Here is a 22,400-nt window from a genome sequence, read left to right as displayed (position 1 = left end):
CCGCAGGTAGCGTGTGAATATGGCCGATCGCACAGCTCCCGCGCCGGCGCTGGCAGGCGTCGCGGCGGCGGCGGTGGCCGTTGGTGTCACCGGATTGTTGGCTGCGCTCTTCGGACCGGCCTCCGATGCCCGCACGGCGGTCGGATCTGCGGTCATCGATCTGACCCCTGGGCCGGTCCGGGAGTGGGCCATCACGACTTTCGGTACCGCCGACAAGCCAATGCTGACCGTTGCGGTGCTGGTCATCATCGCCACGATCGCCGCGGTGGCCGCCACCTGGGAAACGGGCAGAGTGCCGGTGGGCAGCATCGCCATCGGGCTCGGCGGGGTCGCCGGCTGCGTGGCGGTGCTGTCCCGGACCGGGGCGAGCTGGTCGGCGGTGATTCCGACGATCATCGGCACACTGTGCGGGATTGCAACGTTGCGCCTCCTGGTCTCAGAAGGGCTGCGCGACAAACCCGTTGCCGATGACGGTGTGGATCCCGGCCGCCGCCGATCACTGGTGACGCTGGGCCTGCTGGCCGCCGGTGTGGTCAGCGGCGTGGCCGGGGTGGTGTTGTCCCGGTTGGCCTCCTCGGTCACCGACGACCGCAACGCCTTCACCTTGCCCCGACCGCTTCATCCGGCGCCGCCTGTGCCGCCCGCCGTACAGCCCGAAGGCGTTGCGGTGCCGTCGTTCATCACACCGTCGGCACGGTTCTACCGGATCGACACCGCGCTGACCGTGCCGCAGCTCAGCCGCGACGACTGGCGGCTGCGCATCCACGGGATGACCGACCGCGAAATCACCCTGCACTGGGCGGATCTGGAGCGCTTCGAGGTCGTCGAGAAGGTCGTGACGCTGACATGCGTTTCCAACCCGGTCGGCGGCAACCTGATCTCCAACGCCACCTGGACCGGTTACCGCGTGCGGGATCTGTTGGCCGCGGCGGGTGTTCACTCCGACGCCGACATGGTGCTCTCGACATCGGTGGACGGTTTCACCGCGGGCACACCGGTCGACGCGCTCACCGACGGACGCGACGCGCTGCTGGCGATCGGGATGAACGGTGAGCCGCTACCCACCGAGCACGGCTATCCGGCACGGCTGGTGGTGCCCGGACTCTACGGATATGTGTCCGCCACCAAGTGGGTGACCGATCTGGAACTGACCCGGTTCGACCGCGCCGAGGCCTACTGGACCAGGCTCGGCTGGTCGGCGCGCGGCCCGATCAAGACCGAGTCACGCGTCGATGTCCCGCGTGACGGGCAACGGGTCGACCGCGGCCCGGTACGGTTCGGCGGGGTGGCGTGGGCCCAGCACCGCGGGGTGCGCGCGGTGGAGGTTCGCATCGACGGGCCTGGGCGCCAAGGTGATTGGCAGCCGGCCCAGCTGGGCGCCGCGTACTCCGACGACACCTGGCGGTTGTGGAGCTTCGACTGGACTGCCAGCGACCCCGGCCGGTACACCATCACCGTGCGGGCCACCGACAACACCGGCACGGTCCAGACGCCCGAGTTGGCCGATCCCGTGCCGGACGGCGCCACCGGATGGCACCGCGTGACCTTCGACGTGACGTGATCCTTCCCACCCCCAGGCACCGCGAGCGCGCGTGTCTGTTGCCCGACACTCCGTGTTCAGCTGGCATTTCGCGCACGCTCGGTGAAGTCGACCGCGCCAGAAAATGCTTCGACGTATCCTCCTCGGCCGAATAGGTTGTCATGACATGACACCAGCACAACATTGGCGCGACACGTTGCGCCGCGGGCTGATGTCGGCACGCAAGGCCCGCGACACCCCGCGTGTGGTCGCGTTGCGGTCGGCGCTCAGCGCGATCGACAACGCAGAAGCCCCCGAGGTCGCCGCCTTCGCGGTATCTGTGGCAGGACCCTTCGCCGCGTCGGTGCCGGGCCTGGGCGCCGCCGAGGTCGCTCGGCTCGAGCTCTCCGATGGCGAGATTCGTCGCCTCATCGAGTCCGAGGTCGACGAACGCCTCTCGGCCGCAGATGAATTCGTGGCAGCGGGCTACCACGTGCGGGCGGCCGAGCTGCGCTCCCAAGCCGCGGTGCTGGTGCAGACGCTGAGGAATGTCTGACCGTCGTGGCACGCTGAACGCATGCTGCTTGCCGAGGTTGTCGCCGCATCCGCCGACGTGGCGGCGAGCTCGGGCCGGCTGGCCAAAACCGGGCGCATCGCCACGCTGCTGTCCGCGGTCGCCGCCGCAGGCGATCCCGTCGCGGTCGTGGTCGCGTGGCTCTCCGGGGAGCTGCCGCAACGCCAGATCGGCGTGGGCTGGGCGGGGTTGCGCGACCTGCCGACGCCGGCAGTCACCCCGACGCTGACCATCACCGATGTGGACAGCCGGCTCACGGCGATCGGCACGGTCACCGGCAAAGGCTCCCAGGCGCACCGGGCCCGCCTGGTGCACGAGCTGTTCGGCGCTGCCACCGCCGGTGAGCAGACCTTCCTGCGCCGGCTGCTCGGCGGCGAGTTGCGTCAGGGCGCCCTGGCCGGGGTGATGGCCGACGCCGTCGCGCGCTCATCGGGCATTCCGGCGGCCGACGTGCGCCGCGCGGCCATGCTGGCCGGTGATCTGCCTGCCGTCGCGGCCGCGGCAGCCACCGGCGGCGTCTCTGCGGTACAGGCTTTCGGCCTTCAGGTGGGCCGCCCGGTGGGGCCGATGCTGGCGCAGACCGCAAACGACATCGACGACGCCCTCGAAAGGCTGGGCGGCACAGCCGTTCTGGAGACCAAACTGGACGGCGCGCGGGTGCAGATCCACCGCGTCGGGTCCGACGTGTCCATCTACACCCGCAGCCTCGACGACGTCACCGCGCGCCTGCCGGAGGTTGTCGCGGCGACGCTGGCGCTTCCGGTCACCGACCTGATCGCCGACGCGGAGGCGATCGCCCTGCGTCCGGACGGCAGGCCACACCGGTTCCAGGTCACCGCCTCGCGTTTCGGTCGCCGGAATCCGACCGACGAGGTGCCGCTGTCGGTGTTCTTTTTCGACCTGCTGCACGTCGACGGGCGTGATCTCCTCGACCTGCCGACCCTCGAACGCCGCGCCGCACTCGATGCGATCGTCCCGGCCTCCCGGCGCGTCGACCACATCGTGACCGCCGACCCCGAGCAGGCCCGGGAATTCGTGGCCGCGACACTGGAGGCCGGGCACGAAGGGGTGATGGCGAAGGCCCCGGGGGCGCCGTACGAGGCAGGGCGCCGCGGGGCGGGGTGGCTCAAGGTCAAGCCGGTGCACACCCTGGATCTGGTGGTGCTCGCGGTGGAATGGGGCTCGGGGCGGCGTACCGGCAAGCTCTCCAACATTCATCTGGGCGCACGCGATCCGGCAACCGGCGGATTCGTGATGCTGGGCAAGACGTTCAAAGGTATGACCGACGCGATGCTTGCCTGGCAGACCGAACGTTTCACCGAACTCGCCGACGGCCCCACCGACGGGTACGTGGTGAAACTACGGCCCGAGCAGGTCGTCGAGATCGCGTTCGACGGCGTGCAAGGCTCGTCACGATACCCCGGCGGGATGGCGCTGCGGTTTGCCCGTGTGTTGCGTTACCGCGACGACAAATCGCCCGAAGAGGCCGACACCGTCGAGACCGTCCGCGCCCTGTACGAACGCTGAGGAGGGTTCCGCCACGCGACCGCGGCGGCGATGAAAAGATCGGCCCATGGCCACACCCACCGCGTCCGACCGGATCGAGGAGACCGACGGCGACGTCACCTACATCCGCACCGACAAGGATCTGCCGCCGGTCGCAATAATTGATCGCCGCGGGATCACCACGCGGCACAAAATCGTCTTCGCGATCATCGCGCTCGTCGGCGCTGTCGCCTGGGCGGTGATCGCGTTCTTCCGCGGGGAGACCGTCAACGCGGTCTGGTTCGTGATCGCCGCGATCTGCACCTACGTCATCGGTTTCCGGTTCTACGCCCGGCTGATCGAGATGAAGATCGTCAAACCCCGTGACGACAATGCCACTCCGGCAGAACTTTTCGAGAACGCCACCGACTACGTACCCACCGACCGACGGGTGCTGTTCGGTCATCACTTCGCGGCCATCGCCGGGGCCGGCCCGCTGGTCGGCCCGGTGCTCGCCATGCAGATGGGTTATCTGCCCGGCACCATCTGGATCATCGTGGGAGCCGTGGTGGCCGGCTGCGTCCAGGACTACCTGGTGCTGGCCATCTCGGTCCGGCGCCGCGGCCGGTCACTGGGCCAGATGGCACGTGACGAACTCGGCGCCATCGGCGGTGTGTCGGCCATCGTCGGCGTGCTGGTCATCATGGTGATCCTGCTGGCGGTCCTGGCCCTGGTGGTCGTCAACGCCCTGGCCGAAAGCCCGTGGGGTGTGTTCTCCATCGCGATGACCATTCCGATCGCCATTTTCATGGGCCTCTATCTGCGATTCCTGCGACCCGGCCGGGTGTCGGAAGTGTCGCTGATCGGCGTCGTGCTTCTCCTGCTCGCGGTGGTCTCCGGCGGGTGGGTCGCCGAAACCGACTGGGGCACTGACTGGTTCACCCTGTCGAAGGTGACGCTGTCATGGTGCATCATCGTCTACGGCCTGGCTGCCTCGGTGCTGCCGGTGTGGCTCCTGCTGGCGCCCCGTGACTATCTGTCGACGTTCATGAAGGTCGGCACCATCGCGTTGCTGGCGCTCGGCATCCTCATCGCCCGGCCGGTGATGGAGGCGCCCGCCATCTCGCAGTTCGCCACCAGTGGCACCGGCCCGGTGTTCGCGGGCTCGCTGTTCCCGTTCCTGTTCATCACCATCGCCTGCGGCGCCCTGTCGGGCTTCCACTCCCTGATCTCCTCGGGCACGACCCCGAAGCTCCTGGAGAAGGAAAGCCAGATGAGGCTCATCGGGTACGGCGGCATGCTCACCGAGTCGTTCGTCGCGATCATGGCGTTGATCACCGCGGCGATCATCAACCAGCATCTGTACTTCGCCATCAACGCGCCGTCGGCGCAGACCGGGACCACCGCGCAGACCGCGGCCACCTACGTCAACGGCCTCGGCCTGTCCGGTTCCCCCATCACCCCGGATCAGATCACCGCGGCGGCCGAGGGTGTCGGAGAGGAGACGGTCGTCTCGCGCACCGGTGGCGCGCCGACCCTGGCGTTCGGCATGTCCGAGGTGCTGCACCAGGTGTTCGGCGGGGCGGGCCTCAAAGCGTTCTGGTACCACTTCGCGATCATGTTCGAGGCGCTGTTCATCCTCACCACCGTCGACGCGGGCACGCGGGTGGCGCGGTTCATGCTTTCCGACGGCCTGAGCAACCTCGGCGGCCCGATGAAGAAGTTCCGCAATCCGAGCTGGCGGGTCGGCGCGTGGGCCTGCAGCATCATCGTGGTGGCGGCGTGGGGATCGATCCTGTTGATGGGCGTGACCGATCCGCTGGGCGGCATCAACACGCTGTTCCCGCTGTTCGGCATCGCCAACCAGTTGCTGGCCGCGATCGCGCTGACCGTCGCCACCGTCGTGGTGATCAAGCGCGGACTGGTGAAATGGGCCTGGATTCCGGGGGTTCCGCTGATGTGGGATCTCGTCGTCACGATGACGGCGTCGTGGCAGAAGATCTTCTCCGGCGACCCCAAGGTCGGCTACTGGAAGCAGCATTCGCAGTACGTCGCAGCCAAGGAGGCAGGCAAGTCGACATTCGGTGCGGCCAAGAACCCGGACCAGATCGACGCCGTCATCCGCAACACGTTCATCCAGGGCACACTCTCGGTGATCTTCGCGGTGCTCGTACTCATCGTGTTCGTCGCCGGCGTGGTGATGGCGGCCCGCGCGCTGCGCGGCACCGGCCGCCCGCTCACCGAGGACGATCCGGTGCCGTCGCGCATCTTCGCGCCATCGGGCCTGATCCCGACGCATGTCGAGAAGGAGGTGCAGAAACAATGGGACGCCTTGCCTGGCGCACACGCCGGGCCGCACACCAAATCGGTTGGTACGTCGCCACATTGATGGGCGACAACCACTACCGGCGGTACGTCGAGCACCGGGCCCGCACCCACCCCGGCGAGCCGGTGCTCACCGAGCGCGACTACTGGAAGATGCGCCACCGGCACACCGAGGCCAACCCCGGCGCACGCTGCTGCTGACCCCGTTTGCGCCGAGACGACGGTTTTTAGGGTGAAAACGGCTTTTCTTCGCCATAAACCGTCGTCTCGGCGCACTGGTCCCCGCAGGTCGTAGGCTGATGCCTATGACGCCGATCACAGCCGAGTTCTCGACGGCCGGCTTGCCGGCCGACGAGCGGATCGAGCGCTGGGAACGGCACAACTCGACGTCGCTGATCGGATTGCAGTGCCGCACAATCGGCTCCGGCGTTCTCGACGCGCGCGAGATCAATGTCGAACTCGGGACACTCGGGCTCGCGCGGGTGACCGCCGGTCCACACATCGTCGAGCGCAGCACCGCGCACATCGCCGCCTCGCCCGTCGATTCCATCGCGTTGTACTTCACCCTGTCCGGGGAGGCCTTCTTCTACCGCGACGACGGTGTGCGCACGCTGCGTCCCGGGCAAGTGCTGGCGATGGACGCCGACAAGCCCTTTGTCCGCGGCTTCTCCGGCGGGCTGGATGAACTGGTCGTCCGTGTCCCGCGCGCCGCTTTCGCCGACCACACCGGCGTCACCGATCTCGATAGTCCGGTCGTCGCCGCCTTTACCGGCGATCCGCAGGCCGACGCGCTGGCTCGGCTCGTCGCGCGCGTGCTCAGTGCCGATGCGACAGCTCCCGTCGATGAGAACACCCTGCTGGATCTGGTCGCGTTCATAGCGACCGGCGGGCGGCGTGCGGGCGCGTCGGCACATCTGGCCGCGGCGAAAGCGTTCATCGCTGCCCACCTGACCGATCCCCGCCTCGGTGCCGCAATGGTCGCGGCCGGTGTGGGGCTCAGTCCCCGACAGCTGTCCCGCGTGTTCGCCGATTCCGGCGTCAGCGTGCCGCACTACATCCGGGAGCGCCGGCTCGACCGGGCCCACGCGCTGCTGATCGACACTGCCCACCGGCTCTTGCCGGTGGCCGACATCGCCGCACAATGCGGCTTCGGCTCGGCCGCACACTTCTCGACCGCTTTCGCCGAACGGTTCGGCGCCGCACCGAGCGAAGTCCGACGACGCCGCTGACGGCCCTCCCCCGCTTTCGCGGATCGGCCATCCGTACCCGTTTCGGCCGCATCGCCGCCGGATCCTTCCGGTACGCCGTTGTGACGCAACACACTCAACGGGTCAGTGCAGCAGCGCAAAAGGAGCGTCAGCCATGCCCGAGTTCTCCGACGGACAATCGCAGACCCGACTGCCGAAGGGCGACGTCGTGACCACCGACGTGCTCATCGTCGGATCCGGCCCCGCAGGGTCGTCGGCGGCGTTGGCGCTGTCGACGCTGGGAATCGACAACATCATGATCACCAAGTTCCGGTGGACGGCCAACACCCCGCGAGCGCACATCACCAACCAGCGGTCGATGGAGATCTTCCGGGATCTGGGCATCGCCGATCAGGTGCTCGCCGACGCAACCGACCATTCACTGGTCGGCGACACGGTGTTCTGCACGTCGATCGCCGGCGAGGAGATCGGCCGGATCCGCACCTGGGGTACCGGCGCCGCCCGCGAGGCCGACTATCAGCTCGCGTCGCCGTGCCTGACCGTCGACATCCCCCAGACCTACCTTGAGCCGATCCTGCTGCGCAACGCGACGGTCCGCGGGACGCAGACGCGCTTCTCCACCGAGTATCTGTCGCATCGTCAGGACGACGAGGGTGTCGACGTCGCCGTCCGCGATCGGCTGACCGGCCACGAGTACACGATTCGAGCCCGCTACCTCATCGGTGCCGACGGGGCGCGGTCGAAGATCGCCGCCGACATCGGGCTACCTTTCGAAGGTCGCATGGATATTGCAGGTTCGATGAACATCACCTTCAAGGCCGACATCGCTCAGTACGTCGGACACCGGCCGTCGGTGCTCTACTGGGTGGTCCAGCCCGGCGCGAACGTCGGCGGCATCGGTGCCGGCCTGGTCCGCATGGTGCGCCCGTGGAACGAGTGGCTCATCGTCTGGGGCTTCGACATCGACCAGCCCGCGCCAGAACTCGACGATGCCGCCGCAGTGAAGATCGTGCGTGACCTGCTCGGGATGCCCGACATCGACGTCGAGATCACCGGTAAGTCGTTGTGGGGCAACAACGAGATGTACGCGACACGGCTGCAGCAGGGCCGCGTGTTCTGCGCGGGTGACGCGATCCACCGCCACCCGCCGAGCAACGGTCTTGGCTCCAACACCTCGGTTCAGGATTCCTACAACCTGACGTGGAAGCTGGCCGCGGTTCTGCGCGGCCAGGCCGACGCGTCCCTGCTCGATACCTACACCACCGAGCGCGCTCCGGTCGCCGAGCGAATCGTCAAGCGGGCCAACAAGTCCAGCCGCGAATTCAGGCATTTCTTCGACGCGCTCGGTGTGACCGACGCCAAGGACGCGATCGCGATGGCCGCAGCGATCGAGGAGCGCAAGGCCAATACGCCTGCGGGAGCGACCAAACGCGCCGCCCTGGTCGAGGCGATGGAGCTCAAGAACTACGAATTCAACGCGCACGGAGTCGAACTCGGACAGTTCTATGAATCCACGGCCGTGATCTCCGATGGCCCCGCGCCCGTCGGCGATCGCGACCCCGACCTGTACTACGTGCCGTCGACCGTGCCGGGAGCTCACCTGCCGCATGCATGGGTGGGCAACCATCGGGAGAAGTTTGCCCTCATGGATCTGGCGCCGTACCACCGCTTCACGCTGCTGACCGGTGTCGCGGGCGAGGCGTGGGAAGCCGCAGCCGCTGATGTCGCGGCCGCATTGGGCATCGACGTCGAGACCGTGGTGATCGGCCCGGGTCGCGAGATCACTGACCTCTATTACGACTGGGCCAAGCTGCGTGAGATCGACGAATCCGGCGCGTTGTTGATCCGTCCCGACAAACACATCGCATGGCGGTCGAACACACTGCCCGACGATCCGGCGGATGCGCTCAAGAGCGCACTGTCCACGGTGCTGGGACGCTGACATGGACTTCACCCACGACACCCTCCCCCAGCGCGTCACCTTCGCAACCGGGGGCGCCGTCGCCGCCGTGGCCTCCGAGATCACCCGTCTCGATGCACGGCGGGTGATGCTTGTTGCCGGCGAATCAGCGGCGGACCTTGCCGATCGCATCGGTGAGCTGATCCCGATTGCCGTGCGGCACAGTGACATCGTGATGCATGTCCCCGTTGACAGCGCGGAACGGGCCCGTGCCGCAGCCGCCGCACACGACGCCGATGCGATCCTCTGCATCGGCGGGGGCTCGGCGACCGGACTGGCCAAAGCCGTCGCGTTGACCACCGGCCTCCCGATCGTCGCGGTGCCCACGACATATGCGGGATCCGAGGCGACGCCGATGTGGGGTCTCACCGACAACGGACGCAAGACCACGGGTGTCGACGCGACCGTCCTGCCGCGGTCAGTGGTCTACGACGCGACGCTGCTCGCGTCCTTACCCGCCGATCTGGCCGTCGCATCCGGACTGAACGCGCTCGCGCACTGCATCGATGCCATGTGGGCACCGCGCGCGGACCCGATCGATCGCGCGCTGGCCGGTGAAGGCATCCGGGCACTGTCCTCGGGTCTACCCCGGGTCGCAACGGACGGGATCGCCGGGATCGAACAAACGCTCTACGGCGCATATCTTGCGGCGACGGCATTCGCGTCGGCGGGTGCGGGCATGCATCACAAGATCTGTCACGTCCTGGGCGGGATGTTCAATCTGCCTCACGCTCAGACACATTCGGTGGTGCTACCGCATGTGCTGGCATTCAACGAACCCAACGCGGTCGACGCTGCCGCCCGAATCGCCGCCGCGTTCGGCAGCGATACGGCATCGACCGGGCTCGCGCAGCTGCGCTCAGCCGTCGACGCTCCCCGGGCACTACGCGATTACGGACTCGCCGAATCCGATCTGCCCGCAGCCGTCGACGCCATCCTTCCGGTGATTCCGGCCGACAATCCCACACCCGTAACCCCAGAGAATCTGGCCGCTCTCCTGCATGCGGCCTGGGAAGGAGACGATCCCCGATGACACTCTCACCCGAACAGCAACTGCGCGAACAAGATCTCGTCGATCAGGTTGTTGCGTCATTCGCGGCGACCCCGGACCCGCGGCTGCGCGAGCTGATGGGCGCGGTGGTGCGCCACCTGCACGCGTTCCTGCGTGAGGTGCGCCTGACCGAGGCCGAATGGACCGCCGCGATCGAGTTCCTCACGGCCGTCGGGCACATCACCGACGACCGGCGGCAGGAGTTCATCCTCCTGTCGGACACTCTCGGGGCGTCGATGCAGACCATCGCGATGAACAACGAGGCTTATGCCAACGCCACGGAGGCAACGGTTTTCGGACCGTTCTTCGTCGACGACTCACCGCAGATCGACGCGGGCGGTGACATCGCGGCCGGAGCGTCGGGCGAGCCCTGCTATGTGGAAGGCACCGTGACCGATACTTCCGGAGCCCCGATTCCCGGTGCACGCCTGGAGGTTTGGGAGGCCGACGACAAAGGCTTCTACGACGTGCAATACGGCGACGACCGTACTGCGGGCAGGGCCCATCTGTTCGCCGAGTCGGACGGCTCGTTCCGGTTCTGGGCGATCACCCCGACGCCGTACCCCATCCCGCACGACGGGCCGGTCGGGGCGATGCTCGCTGCGACCGGCCGGTCGCCGATGCGAGCGGCACACCTCCATTTCATGGTGACGGCGCCCGAACACCGCACCCTGGTTACGCACATCTTCGTACGCGGGGACACCTACATCGAGCGCGACAGTGTGTTCGGCGTGAAGGAGTCGCTCATCACCGACTTCACGCCACAACCCGCAGGCACACCTACCCCCGACGGCCGCGCCGTCGACGGACCGTGGTCGCGAGCGCGGTTCGACATCGTGCTGGCCCCTGGAGACTGATCCCGGATCCAGATAAGCTGTCGCGGCCACGACAAGGCACTCGATGTTTCGAGCTGACGGGAGAACCTCGTGAGCATCCAACCACCCCCGGGATACCACACCGTCACACCGCGCATGGTGGTCACGGATGTCGTTGCCGCCGTGGAGTTCCTGCGCACGGTCTTCGGAGCTACCGGCGACGTGCATCCCGACCGCCCGGCTGAGATGCGCATCGGCGACTCGTTGGTCATGGTCAGCTCGGCCGGCGAACGTGAGGAGTTCCCGGCGTTTCTCTACATTTACGTCGAGGACGCCGACCGCGTCTACCAGCGGGCGATCGCCGCAGGCGCCACGAGCGTGGAAGCACCGCTCGAGACACCGTACGGCGACAGGCGCGCCATGGTTTCCGACCAGCACGGCAACGTGTTTCAGATCGCCCGCCGCCGCACCGGGTGAATTCCACCCGCCTCAGCGGTCCAGCGGGTTGCGCCGTCCGACGATCAGCGGATCGACCGGGGTGAACGGGAATTCGGGCAGATCCTCGATGTGCGTGTCGAACACCGCGGCCAGCACTGCGCGTGAGTATGCGCTGGCCGAGGTGCGGTAACCGATATCGGCCGGGGTGGGCTGGTCGAAGAAGATCAGGAAGTGCAGGCCACTGCCTGAATTGCTCGTCGAGTCCGCAGGTGCATCGAAGACCTCGATGTGGTGCGGGTACGCCCGCGGCACGAAGTACACGTCGCCGCGCTGCAGCAGCCAGGTATCGAGCGTCCCATCCGGATCCATCACGGTCATCCGAGCCGAACCACTTTGCACATAACCCATTTCAGCGGTAGCAGGGTGCCAGTGCGGTTCGCGCATGCCGTCTTCGCGCACCCGTAGCGAGTACATCGACAGATCTTTCAGCGCCGGCCAGAACTGCACCCGAGCCGTGCGGGCCGAGCCGACCGCCGAAGTCACCGGTGGCGTCATCGCCTCCACCGCGAACTTGTGGGGGTCGGGGTAGCCGGCGGTATCGGGGATCACCGGGTCGCCCGCCCGACGAGCCAGTTTGCGGTCCACGGTGTCACGGCGCAGCGTCGCGAAGTCCGACGCGTCCAGATCGTAGGTATTACCCAGCACGGCATCGGTCATGGCGCCGAACGCCGCGCCCAGCGCGAAGTCCTCCGGCCGCTCATGACGGAAGGTGATGATGAACTCGGCGGGCTCGGTGCCGATGTTCTCGATGTGATGCAGCGAGCCTGAATCGGCGTGGAACATCTCGCCCGCGCTGACCGTGAAGGCCGCGAACTTGTTTCCGGTGTCCAGCACCGACACCAACGCCGTGCCCGAGACACAGTAGGTCAATTCGTTGGCGTTGGCATGCCAGTGCGGTGTGCGCATCGCTCCGGGGTTGATCACCAGTCGCTTGATCGACATGCCGCGCAGGATCGGGAAGTTGTCGGCGGTCACGCGCCGGATCGAGCCGTAGTCGTTTTCCTCCACGACTTCCCCGTCGAGCAGGGACGTAGCGTGTGCGCTCCGGGTGGTTGATCGGGTCAGGGAGATGGTCATCTCTGCGCCTCCTTCGGTGCTCCGGTGTTCCGCCTTGAACCTTGGTCCACCGAAGGCGCGGTGTCGTCACCGTTAACCGGACACCTGCACCCCCTGCCAGCAGGCATTGACAACCACCGTACCGGCAGCGCTTCAGGTTTCACGCGATGAAAGACGTTCATGCCGTGCGCGTCGGGAGCCGATAGTCGCTCAAGCGTGCGAGAACCGGGCCGCGCGACGGTGGACGCGGTGTTGGTATCCACGGGTGCGATGGGGCTGACCGAACATGCGCATGGGCTCCGAGTAGAACACCTTCTTCGCCAACTCCACGAGGACGAGGTAAGTGACGACGAATGCGCCGAGCGCGCCGAAGAACTGCCATGGCAACGGGGTGAACCCGAGGGTCGCCGAGATGGGTGACACCGTCAGCAGCACCCCGACCGCTACGACGGCAAGGCTCGTGGCGGTCAACAAACCGCCGGGCCGGCTCCGGAAAAACGGCACCTTGCGGGTGCGGATGGCGAAGATGATCAGCGTCTGCGTCGCAAGCGATTCCACGAACCACCCCGTGCGGAACTCGACGGCTCCGGCGTGCAGAACGCCGAGCATGAGCCCGAAGGTCATGAAATCGAACAGCGAGCTGATCGGCCCGAAGACGAGCATGAACCTCCGGATGAAACCGACGTTCCAGTGTGACGGCGCGTGCAGCTGCTCGACGTCCACCCGATCTGTCGGGATGGCCAGTTGCGAGCTGTCGTAGAGCAGGTTGTTCAGCAGGATCTGGCTCGGCAGCATCGGCAGGAACGGCAGCAACGCTGAAGCCGCTGCAGCGGAGAACATGTTGCCGAAGTTGCTCGATGTTCCCATGAGTACATATTTGATGGTGTTGGCGAAGATCCGACGGCCCTCGGCGACACCGGTGGCCAGCACACCGAGGTCTTTTTCGAGCAGCACGACATCTGCCGCATCCTTGGCGACGTCGGTGGCGGTGTCCACGGAGATCCCCACGTCGGCGGCATGCAGCGCCAACGCGTCGTTGACCCCGTCACCGAGGAACCCGACGGAACGGCCCGTGCGCCGGGCCGCAGTGACCAACCGTGCCTTCTGTTCGGGCGAGATGCGCGCAAAGATGGTGTGGTCAGCGGTGGCCTTGGCGAAGCTGTCGTCGTCGAGTCCGTCGAGCTGGCTACCGGTGATCGTTCCCTTGGATGCCAGTCCCAGGTCGCCACAGACCTTTTCGGCGACCTGGGCGTTGTCACCCGTGGCGATCTTGAGCTCGATCCCCAAAGCGGCCAGCTCTGTCAACGACTGCCGTGCCGCGGCCTTCGGCTCGTCGGCGAAGACCAAGAAACCGGCCAGCATCAACTCAGCTTCATCAGCGGCGGTGATGGCAGACAGGTTCGGTGCTGGTTTCACCGCAACCGCCACCACCCGCCGCCCCGCAGCGAACAACTCGTCCAGTGTTCCCTGGGCGGCTGGGTCGGTCATCGAGCACCGCTCCAGTATCTGCTCGGGAGCGCCCTTCACGACAAGGACGCGTTGGCCGTTGTCATCGATCAGGGCTGACGTCGAGCGCCGCAGGTGATCAAACGGCAGCAGCGCGACGCGGTGAGCTGCTGCGACGGCCGGAAGCGCGTTCGGGGCCTCGCACAGGGCAGCGTCGAGCGGGTTCGCGCTGACACCGCCGTCCTGCAGGTCCACATCGGACGCGAAGAGGCCTAAGCGAAGCACCGAATCGGCATGGTTCCCTGCGGGATTGACGGTGTCGACGAGGCTGATCCGGCCTTCGGTCAGGGTGCCGGTCTTGTCGGTGATCAAGATGTCGATGTCACCGAGGTCTTCGATGCACACCAGGCGCTTGACCAACACTTTTGCCTTGGCGAGTTGTCGCGATCCCGTGGCCAGACTGGCGCTGACCACGGCGGGCAACAGTTGCGGGGTGATGCCGACGGCGATCGCCAACGAGAACAACACCGAATCGATGAGCGGTTTGCGCAGCAGCAGATTGCTGACCAGGATCAGCAAGGTCAGGGCGATCGCCACGCGCAGCAGCAGATACGAGAAGCGGCGCAGGCCGACCTGGAAGTCCGTCTCGGGTTGCCGTTCACCCAAACCTGCCGCGATACGTCCGAATTCAGCGTTGCGCCCGGTGGCATAGACGACGCCGAGACCTTCTCCGGCATTGACGATCGTGCCCATGAACGCCAGATCCGTGCAATCGGCGAGATCCGCGTCCCCGGCAACGCGATTCGGGGACTTTTCCGATCCGATCGACTCACCCGTCAGGATGCTCTCATTGCACTCCAGCCCGGTACTCTCGATCAGCCGGACATCGGCAGGGACCGCCTCCCCCAACGTCAACCGGATGACGTCACCCGGCACCAGCGTGGCAACGTCGACTGAGACGAACTGATCGTCCCGCCGCACCACTGCACTGTGCCGCATCCGCGAGTGCAGGGCCGCGGCTGCCTGCTCGGCACGGTATTCGTTGAAGAACCCCAGCCCGATGCTGGCGGTGAGGATGATGCCGATGATGGCGGCTTGCATGCTGTCGCCGAGGAAGAACGACACGATCGCGGTTGCGGCGAGCAGGATCAACACCGCGTTGCGCAACTGACGTCCCAGTACCGCAAGCGCTTTGACCTGGTGGGTGCGTACTGCATTCGGGCCGAGCCTCGCCAGACGCGTCGACGCTTCGGTATTGGACAGTCCCGCCGTCGTGCTGTTCAAGGCTGCCAGCACCTCGTCGACGGACGCCGCGGCGGCCTGTCTCGCGGTGAGTACATCCAACGCGGGTTCGTAGGTGACCGCCGGTGTCATCGCGATTGCAGCCCCGTCACGCGGCCGCAGGCAACTGTGGGCCGATCCATGTCCATGGCCATAGTCTCGACGGCCCCCCGCACGGGACATAGGGCACAAAGACCCCAGCGCGGCGCTCCTCCGAGCGGGAGGACCTTTGGCCCTCACCCAGAGGGCAGATGGACGGTGCATGTTGACGCATCTCGGAGAACGATCGGAGTCCATGAGCAGTGCGGTTATCGACTCCGCCGGGATACATCAGCTGGTGTGCGCGCTGATCGACCGCGGCTATCGGGTGGTGGGGCCCACCCGATCGGACAACGCGATCGTGCTCGCCGAGGTGTCGTCGGCCGACGACCTGCCCAGTGGCTGGGGTGTCGACGTGGGTCCGGGGCACTATCGGCTGCGCCGACGCGACGACGACGCGCTGTTCGGCCATTCTGCCGGCCCGCAATCGTGGAAACAGTACCTGCACCCGCCACGGCAGCGGTTGTGGTCATCGGATGACTCGACGCCGGAGGAACTGATCCGGTACGCCTTTGTCGGTGTGCGGGCCTGCGATCTGGCGGCGATCGCGCGGCTGAACACCGTCCTCGGGGAGAGCGAACATCCCGACCAGGGCTTCGCGAGACGACGCCGTCGTAACTTCGTGGTCGCGGTCAACTGTACGGAACCCGGCGGGTTGTGTTTCTGCGCATCGATGGGCACAGGACCGCAGGCGGGGCCGGGCTATGACCTGGCACTCACCGAACTATCCGACGACGGCACACTACATTACGTCGTCGACGTCGGCAGTGACGATGGCGCCGAAGTTTTGGCTGCGCTGGATCACCGCGATGCCCAACAAGACGAAATTGATTCAGCCAGACACGAAGTCGCCCGAGCAGGGCAACACATGGGACGCCGAATGCCCGACGTCGACCTGCGCGAGCTGCTCATCCGATCGCGGGAGTCGGAGCACTGGGACGAGGTCGCCAGTCGATGCCTGACGTGTGGCAATTGCACGATGGTCTGCCCCACCTGCTTCTGCACGACTGTCGAAGACGTCACGGATCTCACCGGCGAGCACGCCGAGCGGTGGATGCACTGGTCGTCGTGCTTCGAGCTCGAGTTCACGTACGTGCACGGGGGCGCTGTCCGGGAGTCCGGACCGGCCCGGTACCGGCATTGGCTCACCCACAAGCTCGGTACTTGGCACGACCAATTCGGCACGAGCGGATGTGTCGGCTGCGGGCGGTGTATCGCGTGGTGTCCCACCGGAATCGACATCACCGCGGAGATGGCTACCCTCGCGAATCTCGATGAGCGACGCGATGACTGATGCGTCATCGGCAATGGCACCGGTGCCCTACCGGGTGCAGCGACTCGTCAGCGAAAACCGCGACTCCTCGACGCTGCATCTGCGGCCCGTCCGCAACGCCCTGAATTCTCCGCAGCCCGGTGAGTTCATGATGATGTACGCGTTCGGGATCGGCGAGATCGCCATCTCGGTCAGCGGCGTCCCCACCCGGTCAGATCCGACCATCTCCCACACCGTCCGCTCCGTCGGCGCGGTGAGCCGCGCATTGCACGATTCCAGGCCAGGAACGGTGATCGGCATGCGAGGCCCGTTCGGCACCAACTGGGGGTTGACCGCGGCCGTCGGCCGTGACCTGGTCATCGTCGCCGGCGGCGTCGGGCTTGCCCCGCTTCGTCCGGTCGTGCTCGGCGCGCTCGCCGACCGCAGCGCGTACGGGTGCATCACCGTGATCGCCGGCGCCCGATCCCGTGACGACTTCCTCTTTGACGCGGAGCTGCGCCAATGGACGCATGACGACACCATCGACGTGCACCTGACCGTCGACGTTCCGGTTCAGGGGTGGCCGGGTGAGGTCGGCTTGGTCACCGAACCGCTGCGGCGACTGTCACTGCGGCCTGAGGAGACGACCGCCTTGCTGTGCGGACCCGAACCGATGATGCGCAGCGCCGCCCAGGAGCTCATGCGAAAGGGCGTGGCGGCCAGCGATATCCGGGTGTCTCTGGAACGCAATATGCAATGCGGCATCGGCTGGTGTGGCCACTGTCAGCTGGGCCCGCTGCTGTTGTGCCGGGACGGGCCCGTCGTTGGTTACGACGTCGCCGAACCCCTGCTCTCGGTGAAGGAGCTGTAGATGAGCACGCCCACCCTGGCCGTATGGAAGTTCGCCTCGTGCGACGGCTGTCAGCTCACCCTGCTCGACTGTGAAGACGAATTGCTCGCCCTCGCGGGGCAGGTTCAGATCGCCACCTTCCTGGAAGCGTCCAGCGCGGTGATGGGCGGCCCCTATGACGTGTCACTGGTCGAGGGTTCCATCACCACTGCAGCAGATGAACGGCGGATCACCGAAATCCGCGAGCAGTCGAAGATCGTGGTGACGATCGGCGCCTGCGCCACGACCGGCGGCATCCAGGCGCTGCGGAATTTCGCCGACGTCGCCGAGTTCGCTTCGGTTGTCTATGCCCATCCCGACTACATCGGTACCCTGGCCACGTCGACGGCTGCGGCCGATCACATCAAGGTCGACTACCAGCTGCAAGGCTGCCCGATCGACCGGGGCCAGTTGCTCGATACGCTTGCCGCGCTGTTGATCGGACGCCAGCCGCACGTGCCCGCAAAAACGGTGTGTACCGAGTGCAAACTGCGCGGGGTTACGTGTGTCGTTGTGGCCGAGGGCATCCCATGCCTGGGTCCCGTCACCCACGCCGGTTGCGGGGCATTGTGCCCGACGTTTCATCGCGGCTGCTACGGCTGCTTCGGGCCTGCGGCCACACCCAATACCGCGGCACTGGTCCCTTTGTTGCGCCGCGACGGTCTGTCGACGGATGAGGTCGACAGGGTGTTTTCGACGTTCAATGTGACCCGTTTCTCAGCCGAGCGGAACGATCGATGAAGCCCGAGGTGCGGACCATTTCGGTCGGTGCGCTGACCAGGGTCGAGGGCGAGGGCGCCCTGCATGTAATGCTCCGCGACGGTGCCGTCGAAAGCGTCGAACTCAACATCTATGAGCCGCCACGGTTTTTCGAGGCATTTCTGCGGGACCGCGCCTATACCGAGCCCCCGGATCTGACAGCGCGTATCTGCGGTATCTGCCCGGTTGCCTACCAGGTGAGCGCATGTAACGCCATCGAAGACGCCTGCGGGGTGTCAATCGATACTGAGCTGATCGAACTGCGCCGCCTCCTCTACTGCGGAGAGTGGATTCACAGCCACGCCCTGCACATATTTCTGTTGCACATGCCAGATTTCCTGGGATACCCCGACGGCATCAGCCTCGCCAGGGACCGGCCGGATCTGATCGAACGTGGCCTGGCCCTGAAGAAGGCAGGCAATCGGTTGATGGAGGAGATCGGCGGGCGCGCCATCCATCCGATCAATGTCCGACTCGGCGGGTTCTACTCGGTGCCCGCACCCGACGACCTCAAGCCCGTGGCCGAACAGTTGCGTCGCGCGCTCGACGACGCTCTGTCAACCTTGCACGACGTGGCTGAATTCGACTATCCGGATAGCGAATTCGATCACGAGTTCCTGGCGCTCACGCAACCCGGTCGCTATCCGATAGAGAACGGCGCGATCGCACGCAGCGCAGGGCCGGCATTCCCGCTCGCCACGTTCACCGATCACGTGATCGAGACCCAGGTCCGACGTTCGACGGCGTTACATTCCACTCTCGACGGCACCCGCTACCTGACCGGGCCGTTGGCCCGTTACTCGCTCAACCATGGCGCGCTGTCACCGGTCGCCCGGGAGGCAGCAGCCGCCGCCGGGCTGTCGGCACAGTGTCGAAATCCCTTCCGCAGCATCATTGTCCGACTGGTCGAGGTCATCTATGCCATCGATGAAGCGCTGCGCATCATCGACGACTATCGGCGCCCGCGGCGGCCCTTCGTCACGGTCGCGGCTCGCGCCGGTGTTGGGCATGGGGTGAGCGAGGCGCCGCGCGGGTTGCTCTATCACCGTTACGCCATCGGAGCGGACGGTTTGATCCGATCCGCGACGATCGTGCCGCCGACCGCGCAGAACCAGGCAGCGATCGAACACGAGATGGCCGAGCTGGTCGCGGCCAATCTGACTCTCGACGATGCCTCGTTGACCTCATTGTGCGAGAAGGCGATTCGCAACCACGACCCGTGCATCTCGTGTTCGGCACACTTTCTGACATTGACCGTGGATCGCACATGAGTGGCGGTGTCTTGGTCATCGGGATCGGGAACGCTTTTCGGTGCGACGACGGAGTCGGGCTCGCAGTGGCCGCCGCGGTCGCCCGACGGCACATTCCGGGGGTGCAGGTGATGACCGATATCGGCGACCCGGGCTCCATCCTCGATGCCTGGACCGGTGCCGACCTCGCAATCGTTGTGGACGCTGCCGTCAGCCAGCCCGGCACACCCGGCAGGGTCCGGCGCTGGACACCGGCAGACGGCGGCGGCCCCCGAGTGGTGAGCTCGCACATGTTGGGTCTGGCGCAGACGTACTCGCTCGGCGAGGCACTCGGGCGACTACCGAGCAGGTTGGTGGTCTTCACCGTGGACGTCGCGGACGTCGGCCATGGCGACACATTGACACCAGTGGTGGCCGCCGCGGTGCTTCGTGTGGTCGAGGCAGTCGAGGCCGAGCTTCCTCCTACGGAATCGGCGTGACGGTGGCCATGCCGTCTGATTGCGCCGAGCGAAGCTCGCCGTAGTGCTCGTACTCTGCGCGCGCCGTGCGTTCAGCTCGCTTACGCAGACCGCGCATCATCGCATGCTCCATGATGAAGTGGGCGATGTCGAACCAGGGGCGTCCAACAAAGCCGCCGCTACCACGCACGATGAGGCGGGCCCACCCGTTGCGGCGCCGCACATGGAAACTCCACACACCAGAAGCCTTCTCCCCCTGCTGGACCCGTTCGAAATCAGCAGGCGACATCAATACCAGGTCGGATTCCGGCTCGATCCGCGCCACCACCTGACGAGCGTCGCCGCCGTAGCGCCGCGCCAGCCAGATGGTGTCGCCGACATGGAGGTCCTGCCACTCGGGATGGATCCGGTGCGCGTTGTGAATGCGCGCCCCCACCGCCCGCTCCAGAAATGCGTAACTGTAGAAGCCGCCTCGGCCTTCACCGATCTGAACCAACCACGACCATATCGTCCGCACCGGGGCATCGATCGTCACGGCCCGGGTTGTCCGCGGGGCGTCGGCCTCTACCAGCTCGTCGCCGGGAAGCTCGGCGGCCACTTCCTCTTTGCCTGCGCCCCAGGTGTACATCCAGGGGCGAAACGCGCCTCGATAGATCACCACTACGCCGACTACGGCCATCAGTCCTGCGAGGCAAGGGCGTTGCTTTCCCATATCCAGAGGCTAGGAGCACCGACATAGATGGAGAAGGGTCGAAGGTCCTCGGTGTCGGCGTCCTCAAGTCAACCGGTCAGGCCACGATCGATATCGTCTCGTCGAATCCTGCAGCGAGACAGCCATGCAACACATCGGGGTCCGGAATCGCACCGGTATCCACGTTGATTCCGATCGCACACGTATCGACATACGTGAGCATGGTGGTGTTGATACTCGCGCCCAAAGTTGGGGAAAATGCGTACTGCATGCGCACCGGGGCGCCGCCCAGACGCAGCGGGAGGGGGAAGCCAGGGACGTCACTGGCGACGAAGTCGACCCGACGCAGCTCGGAGCGGACGTAGCGGCGCGGCATGGCGTTGAGACCTGACGCGATGAGCTGAGTGTAGGCAAGCGACCGCTCGGCTCTTGCCTTGCTGGTCCGTTCGTGTACCTCGCAGATCCTGCGCGCGGGATCCGTGATGCCGACCGGGACCGCCAGGCGCATAAGGGTCGCCCGATTACCTCCGGCGACGTCGTCCTGGCGCCGGATGCTGATCGGCATCGACAGCACCAGTTCGTCGACTGCGACATCGTGGCACTCGTGATAGCGGCGAAGCCCGCCGGCCACCGCCGCGATGAAGGCGTCGTTCAGCGAACCCCCGGCTGCTCGCCCGGCACACTGCAGGGCGGGCTTGCTTACCTCCAGGATGTCGAGATGCCGAGTCGGGGTGCGGTCGCGCATGATGGGCGATCGAGGACCAGCGATCGGACGCACGGCCCGGTAGATCGACAGCGCAGTCGGAATGGCCGCCAGCGCGGCGTCGACAGGGTGCCGCAGGGCCGTCATCGCACGCGGTGCCAGGCCGAGTGACCGCGACGGTCGCCGCCCACCTTCCGGGGGCATTCCCAGGTTGTCGTACAGGATTGTCGCGATCTGTACTGCACCGATACCGTCGGTCAGCGCATGATCGAATTTGCACAGCAGCGCGCCACCTCCGTCGGGCAATCCGTCGACAAACGTTGCCTCCCAAAGAGGTCGGCGGTGGTCATAGCCGGCCATGAGTGCGGCGGCGGCGAGAGCGAGCAGATCCGACTGCCGAAGCCCCGATCCGGCCGATCGGTGCAGATGGAACCCGATGTCAAAGTCAGGATCAAGCTCCCAGCGCGGCGGCAACAGCGGAATCGACCGCACGACCCGTTGCCGGAAGCGGGGAACGGCTCGACTGATCTGGTCGAAACGATCGGCAACCAGTTGCCAGTCGGGGGCCCGCTCTAACTCGATGAGCGTGACAATCGTCGAACGCAATACCGGATCCTTGCCGAGCGACCACATGAATGCATCAGCGCCGCTGAGGTATTCGCACATCGTCTAACGCACCGCGCGATCACGCCGCGACCGCGACGTCAATGGACAGCCGGTCGGCAACTGCATGCGCTGCCGGCCAGTCGTCGGCGCACACGGCTTTGGCGAGCTCGTCGACCAGGGGGCTGTGCGCTCCGAGTTCAGCAAGCCACGCTGCAACGGTACGAGGAAGTTGATCGGCACGCACCTGTACTTTGCGGCCCTCATGGAGGCGATCGGTCAGCAGATACCAAGCGACGGGTGCTGACTTGTGGTGATGCCACATCAGGTAATCCAGAGTTTTCATCACTACTCCTCGTCAGATCCTGCCTATTCATCACACCGCTGCCGCCGGCCGGGCCCCAGAGTCGAAAGCCACGATGCTGCAACAACTTGAGTCCCAAGCCCGAGACGCCATCAGCCCGTCGTTCTGCCGTCG

20 protein-coding genes are annotated in these 22,400 nt (G+C 66.2%); 15 read left to right on the top strand and 5 right to left on the bottom strand.

What is annotated here, in order from left to right; all coding sequences use genetic code 11:
- Nucleotides 1–19: 19 nt before the first annotated feature.
- The 10 genes from A5784_RS34285 (at nucleotide 20) to A5784_RS34245 (ending at nucleotide 11,414) form a co-directional block, all read left to right on the top strand.
- Nucleotides 20–1,561 (top strand): molybdopterin-dependent oxidoreductase, encoded by a 1,542-nt coding sequence (locus A5784_RS34285; RefSeq protein ID WP_064949319.1) that lies wholly within the window; start codon nucleotides 20–22, stop codon nucleotides 1,559–1,561.
- A gap of 145 nt (nucleotides 1,562–1,706) precedes the next feature.
- Nucleotides 1,707–2,075, top strand: coding sequence for a GatB/YqeY domain-containing protein (locus A5784_RS34280; RefSeq protein ID WP_064949318.1), 369 nt, complete (start codon nucleotides 1,707–1,709; stop codon nucleotides 2,073–2,075).
- A gap of 21 nt (nucleotides 2,076–2,096) precedes the next feature.
- Nucleotides 2,097–3,620, top strand: coding sequence for an ATP-dependent DNA ligase (locus tag A5784_RS34275; RefSeq protein WP_064949317.1), 1,524 nt, complete (start codon nucleotides 2,097–2,099; stop codon nucleotides 3,618–3,620).
- A gap of 46 nt (nucleotides 3,621–3,666) precedes the next feature.
- Nucleotides 3,667–5,967 carry a carbon starvation CstA family protein gene (locus A5784_RS34270; protein WP_064949316.1) on the top strand — a complete coding sequence of 767 codons (2,301 nt, stop codon included), beginning with the start codon at nucleotides 3,667–3,669 and terminating at the stop codon, nucleotides 5,965–5,967.
- On the top strand, nucleotides 5,901–6,104 hold the full coding sequence (locus A5784_RS38010; RefSeq protein ID WP_082945253.1) for a YbdD/YjiX family protein: 204 nt from the start codon (nucleotides 5,901–5,903) through the stop codon (nucleotides 6,102–6,104). Before A5784_RS34270 ends, A5784_RS38010 begins: the two co-directional genes overlap by 67 nt.
- A 104-nt stretch (nucleotides 6,105–6,208) precedes the next feature.
- Nucleotides 6,209–7,132, top strand: a complete 924-nt coding sequence (locus A5784_RS34265) for a helix-turn-helix domain-containing protein (protein WP_197514978.1) — start codon at nucleotides 6,209–6,211, stop codon at nucleotides 7,130–7,132.
- 133 nt (nucleotides 7,133–7,265) lie between these two features.
- Nucleotides 7,266–9,053 (top strand): FAD-dependent oxidoreductase, encoded by a 1,788-nt coding sequence (locus tag A5784_RS34260; protein ID WP_064949314.1) that lies wholly within the window; start codon nucleotides 7,266–7,268, stop codon nucleotides 9,051–9,053.
- 1 nt (nucleotide 9,054) lies between these two features.
- On the top strand, nucleotides 9,055–10,104 hold the full coding sequence (locus tag A5784_RS34255; RefSeq protein ID WP_064949313.1) for a maleylacetate reductase: 1,050 nt from the start codon (nucleotides 9,055–9,057) through the stop codon (nucleotides 10,102–10,104).
- Complete coding sequence (locus A5784_RS34250) at nucleotides 10,101–10,979, top strand: hydroxyquinol 1,2-dioxygenase (protein ID WP_064949312.1); 879 nt, start codon at nucleotides 10,101–10,103, stop codon at nucleotides 10,977–10,979. Before A5784_RS34255 ends, A5784_RS34250 begins: the two co-directional genes overlap by 4 nt.
- Nucleotides 10,980–11,048: 69 nt before the next feature.
- Entirely contained in the window at nucleotides 11,049–11,414 is a 366-nt protein-coding gene (locus A5784_RS34245) for a VOC family protein (protein WP_232006361.1), read from the top strand.
- A 12-nt stretch (nucleotides 11,415–11,426) separates the two neighbouring features.
- On the opposite strand, the gene A5784_RS34240 is transcribed toward A5784_RS34245, so the two are convergent.
- Together A5784_RS34240 and mgtA are read right to left on the bottom strand one after the other, a co-directional pair.
- Entirely contained in the window at nucleotides 11,427–12,512 is a 1,086-nt protein-coding gene (locus A5784_RS34240; protein ID WP_064949311.1) for a cupin domain-containing protein, read from the bottom strand.
- Nucleotides 12,513–12,701: 189 nt separating this feature from the next.
- Nucleotides 12,702–15,311 carry a magnesium-translocating P-type ATPase gene (gene mgtA, locus A5784_RS34235; RefSeq protein WP_064949310.1) on the bottom strand — a complete coding sequence of 870 codons (2,610 nt, stop codon included), beginning with the start codon at nucleotides 15,309–15,311 and terminating at the stop codon, nucleotides 12,702–12,704.
- A gap of 202 nt (nucleotides 15,312–15,513) precedes the next feature.
- Between mgtA and A5784_RS34230 the strand changes: the two genes are divergently transcribed.
- Genes A5784_RS34230 through A5784_RS34210 form a run of 5 tightly spaced genes read left to right on the top strand, consistent with a single transcriptional unit; the run spans nucleotide 15,514 to nucleotide 19,946 of the window.
- Nucleotides 15,514–16,611, top strand: coding sequence for a 4Fe-4S dicluster domain-containing protein (locus tag A5784_RS34230; RefSeq protein WP_064949309.1), 1,098 nt, complete (start codon nucleotides 15,514–15,516; stop codon nucleotides 16,609–16,611).
- On the top strand, nucleotides 16,604–17,440 hold the full coding sequence (locus A5784_RS34225; RefSeq protein WP_232006360.1) for an FAD/NAD(P)-binding protein: 837 nt from the start codon (nucleotides 16,604–16,606) through the stop codon (nucleotides 17,438–17,440). Before A5784_RS34230 ends, A5784_RS34225 begins: the two co-directional genes overlap by 8 nt.
- Nucleotides 17,441–18,199: an NADH-quinone oxidoreductase subunit B family protein gene (locus A5784_RS34220; protein ID WP_064949307.1), complete on the top strand. Its 759-nt coding sequence runs from the start codon at nucleotides 17,441–17,443 to the stop codon at nucleotides 18,197–18,199. It abuts the gene before it with no gap.
- Nucleotides 18,196–19,488, top strand: a complete 1,293-nt coding sequence (locus A5784_RS34215) for a Ni/Fe hydrogenase subunit alpha (protein WP_064949306.1) — start codon at nucleotides 18,196–18,198, stop codon at nucleotides 19,486–19,488. Before A5784_RS34220 ends, A5784_RS34215 begins: the two co-directional genes overlap by 4 nt.
- The gene (locus A5784_RS34210) at nucleotides 19,485–19,946 is read left to right on the top strand and encodes a hydrogenase maturation protease (RefSeq protein ID WP_064949305.1); all 462 of its coding nucleotides are present in this window, start codon (nucleotides 19,485–19,487) and stop codon (nucleotides 19,944–19,946) included. Before A5784_RS34215 ends, A5784_RS34210 begins: the two co-directional genes overlap by 4 nt.
- Here A5784_RS34210 and A5784_RS34205 read toward each other — a convergent pair.
- From A5784_RS34205 to A5784_RS34195, 3 genes are all read right to left on the bottom strand, one after another.
- Entirely contained in the window at nucleotides 19,930–20,637 is a 708-nt protein-coding gene (locus A5784_RS34205; RefSeq protein WP_232006359.1) for a hypothetical protein, read from the bottom strand. The two genes, A5784_RS34210 and A5784_RS34205, sit on opposite strands and share 17 nt — an antisense overlap.
- 76 nt (nucleotides 20,638–20,713) lie before the next feature.
- Nucleotides 20,714–21,985 carry a wax ester/triacylglycerol synthase domain-containing protein gene (locus tag A5784_RS34200; protein WP_064949303.1) on the bottom strand — a complete coding sequence of 424 codons (1,272 nt, stop codon included), beginning with the start codon at nucleotides 21,983–21,985 and terminating at the stop codon, nucleotides 20,714–20,716.
- A 19-nt stretch (nucleotides 21,986–22,004) separates the two neighbouring features.
- Complete coding sequence (locus A5784_RS34195; protein ID WP_064949302.1) at nucleotides 22,005–22,268, bottom strand: Rv2628 protein family; 264 nt, start codon at nucleotides 22,266–22,268, stop codon at nucleotides 22,005–22,007.
- Between the last annotated feature and the right edge of the window lie 132 nt (nucleotides 22,269–22,400).

Origin of the sequence: Mycobacterium sp. 852013-50091_SCH5140682, from assembly GCF_001665685.1 — a bacterium.
Taxonomy (GTDB): Bacteria; Actinomycetota; Actinomycetes; order Mycobacteriales; family Mycobacteriaceae; genus Mycobacterium.
Note: the sequence above shows the minus strand (reverse complement) of the source record. Positions and strands in the feature narration are given on the sequence as shown.

What these genes read in the sequence shown, in the direction of transcription:
- A5784_RS34285 (WP_064949319.1), top strand. Translation starts at nt 20, where the DNA reads ATGGCCGATCGCACAGCTCCCGCGCCGGCGCTGGCAGGCGTCGCGGCG.
- A5784_RS34280 (WP_064949318.1), top strand. Translation starts at nt 1,707, where the DNA reads ATGACACCAGCACAACATTGGCGCGACACGTTGCGCCGCGGGCTGATG.
- A5784_RS34275 (WP_064949317.1), top strand. Translation starts at nt 2,097, where the DNA reads ATGCTGCTTGCCGAGGTTGTCGCCGCATCCGCCGACGTGGCGGCGAGC.
- A5784_RS34270 (WP_064949316.1), top strand. Translation starts at nt 3,667, where the DNA reads ATGGCCACACCCACCGCGTCCGACCGGATCGAGGAGACCGACGGCGAC.
- A5784_RS38010 (WP_082945253.1), top strand. Translation starts at nt 5,901, where the DNA reads ATGGGACGCCTTGCCTGGCGCACACGCCGGGCCGCACACCAAATCGGT.
- A5784_RS34265 (WP_197514978.1), top strand. Translation starts at nt 6,209, where the DNA reads ATGACGCCGATCACAGCCGAGTTCTCGACGGCCGGCTTGCCGGCCGAC.
- A5784_RS34260 (WP_064949314.1), top strand. Translation starts at nt 7,266, where the DNA reads ATGCCCGAGTTCTCCGACGGACAATCGCAGACCCGACTGCCGAAGGGC.
- A5784_RS34255 (WP_064949313.1), top strand. Translation starts at nt 9,055, where the DNA reads ATGGACTTCACCCACGACACCCTCCCCCAGCGCGTCACCTTCGCAACC.
- A5784_RS34250 (WP_064949312.1), top strand. Translation starts at nt 10,101, where the DNA reads ATGACACTCTCACCCGAACAGCAACTGCGCGAACAAGATCTCGTCGAT.
- A5784_RS34240 (WP_064949311.1), bottom strand. Translation starts at nt 12,512, where the DNA reads ATGACCATCTCCCTGACCCGATCAACCACCCGGAGCGCACACGCTACG.
- mgtA (WP_064949310.1), bottom strand. Translation starts at nt 15,311, where the DNA reads ATGACACCGGCGGTCACCTACGAACCCGCGTTGGATGTACTCACCGCG.
- A5784_RS34230 (WP_064949309.1), top strand. Translation starts at nt 15,514, where the DNA reads ATGAGCAGTGCGGTTATCGACTCCGCCGGGATACATCAGCTGGTGTGC.
- A5784_RS34225 (WP_232006360.1), top strand. Translation starts at nt 16,604, where the DNA reads ATGACTGATGCGTCATCGGCAATGGCACCGGTGCCCTACCGGGTGCAG.
- A5784_RS34220 (WP_064949307.1), top strand. Translation starts at nt 17,441, where the DNA reads ATGAGCACGCCCACCCTGGCCGTATGGAAGTTCGCCTCGTGCGACGGC.
- A5784_RS34215 (WP_064949306.1), top strand. Translation starts at nt 18,196, where the DNA reads ATGAAGCCCGAGGTGCGGACCATTTCGGTCGGTGCGCTGACCAGGGTC.
- A5784_RS34210 (WP_064949305.1), top strand. Translation starts at nt 19,485, where the DNA reads ATGAGTGGCGGTGTCTTGGTCATCGGGATCGGGAACGCTTTTCGGTGC.
- A5784_RS34205 (WP_232006359.1), bottom strand. Translation starts at nt 20,637, where the DNA reads ATGGGAAAGCAACGCCCTTGCCTCGCAGGACTGATGGCCGTAGTCGGC.
- A5784_RS34200 (WP_064949303.1), bottom strand. Translation starts at nt 21,985, where the DNA reads ATGTGCGAATACCTCAGCGGCGCTGATGCATTCATGTGGTCGCTCGGC.
- A5784_RS34195 (WP_064949302.1), bottom strand. Translation starts at nt 22,268, where the DNA reads ATGAAAACTCTGGATTACCTGATGTGGCATCACCACAAGTCAGCACCC.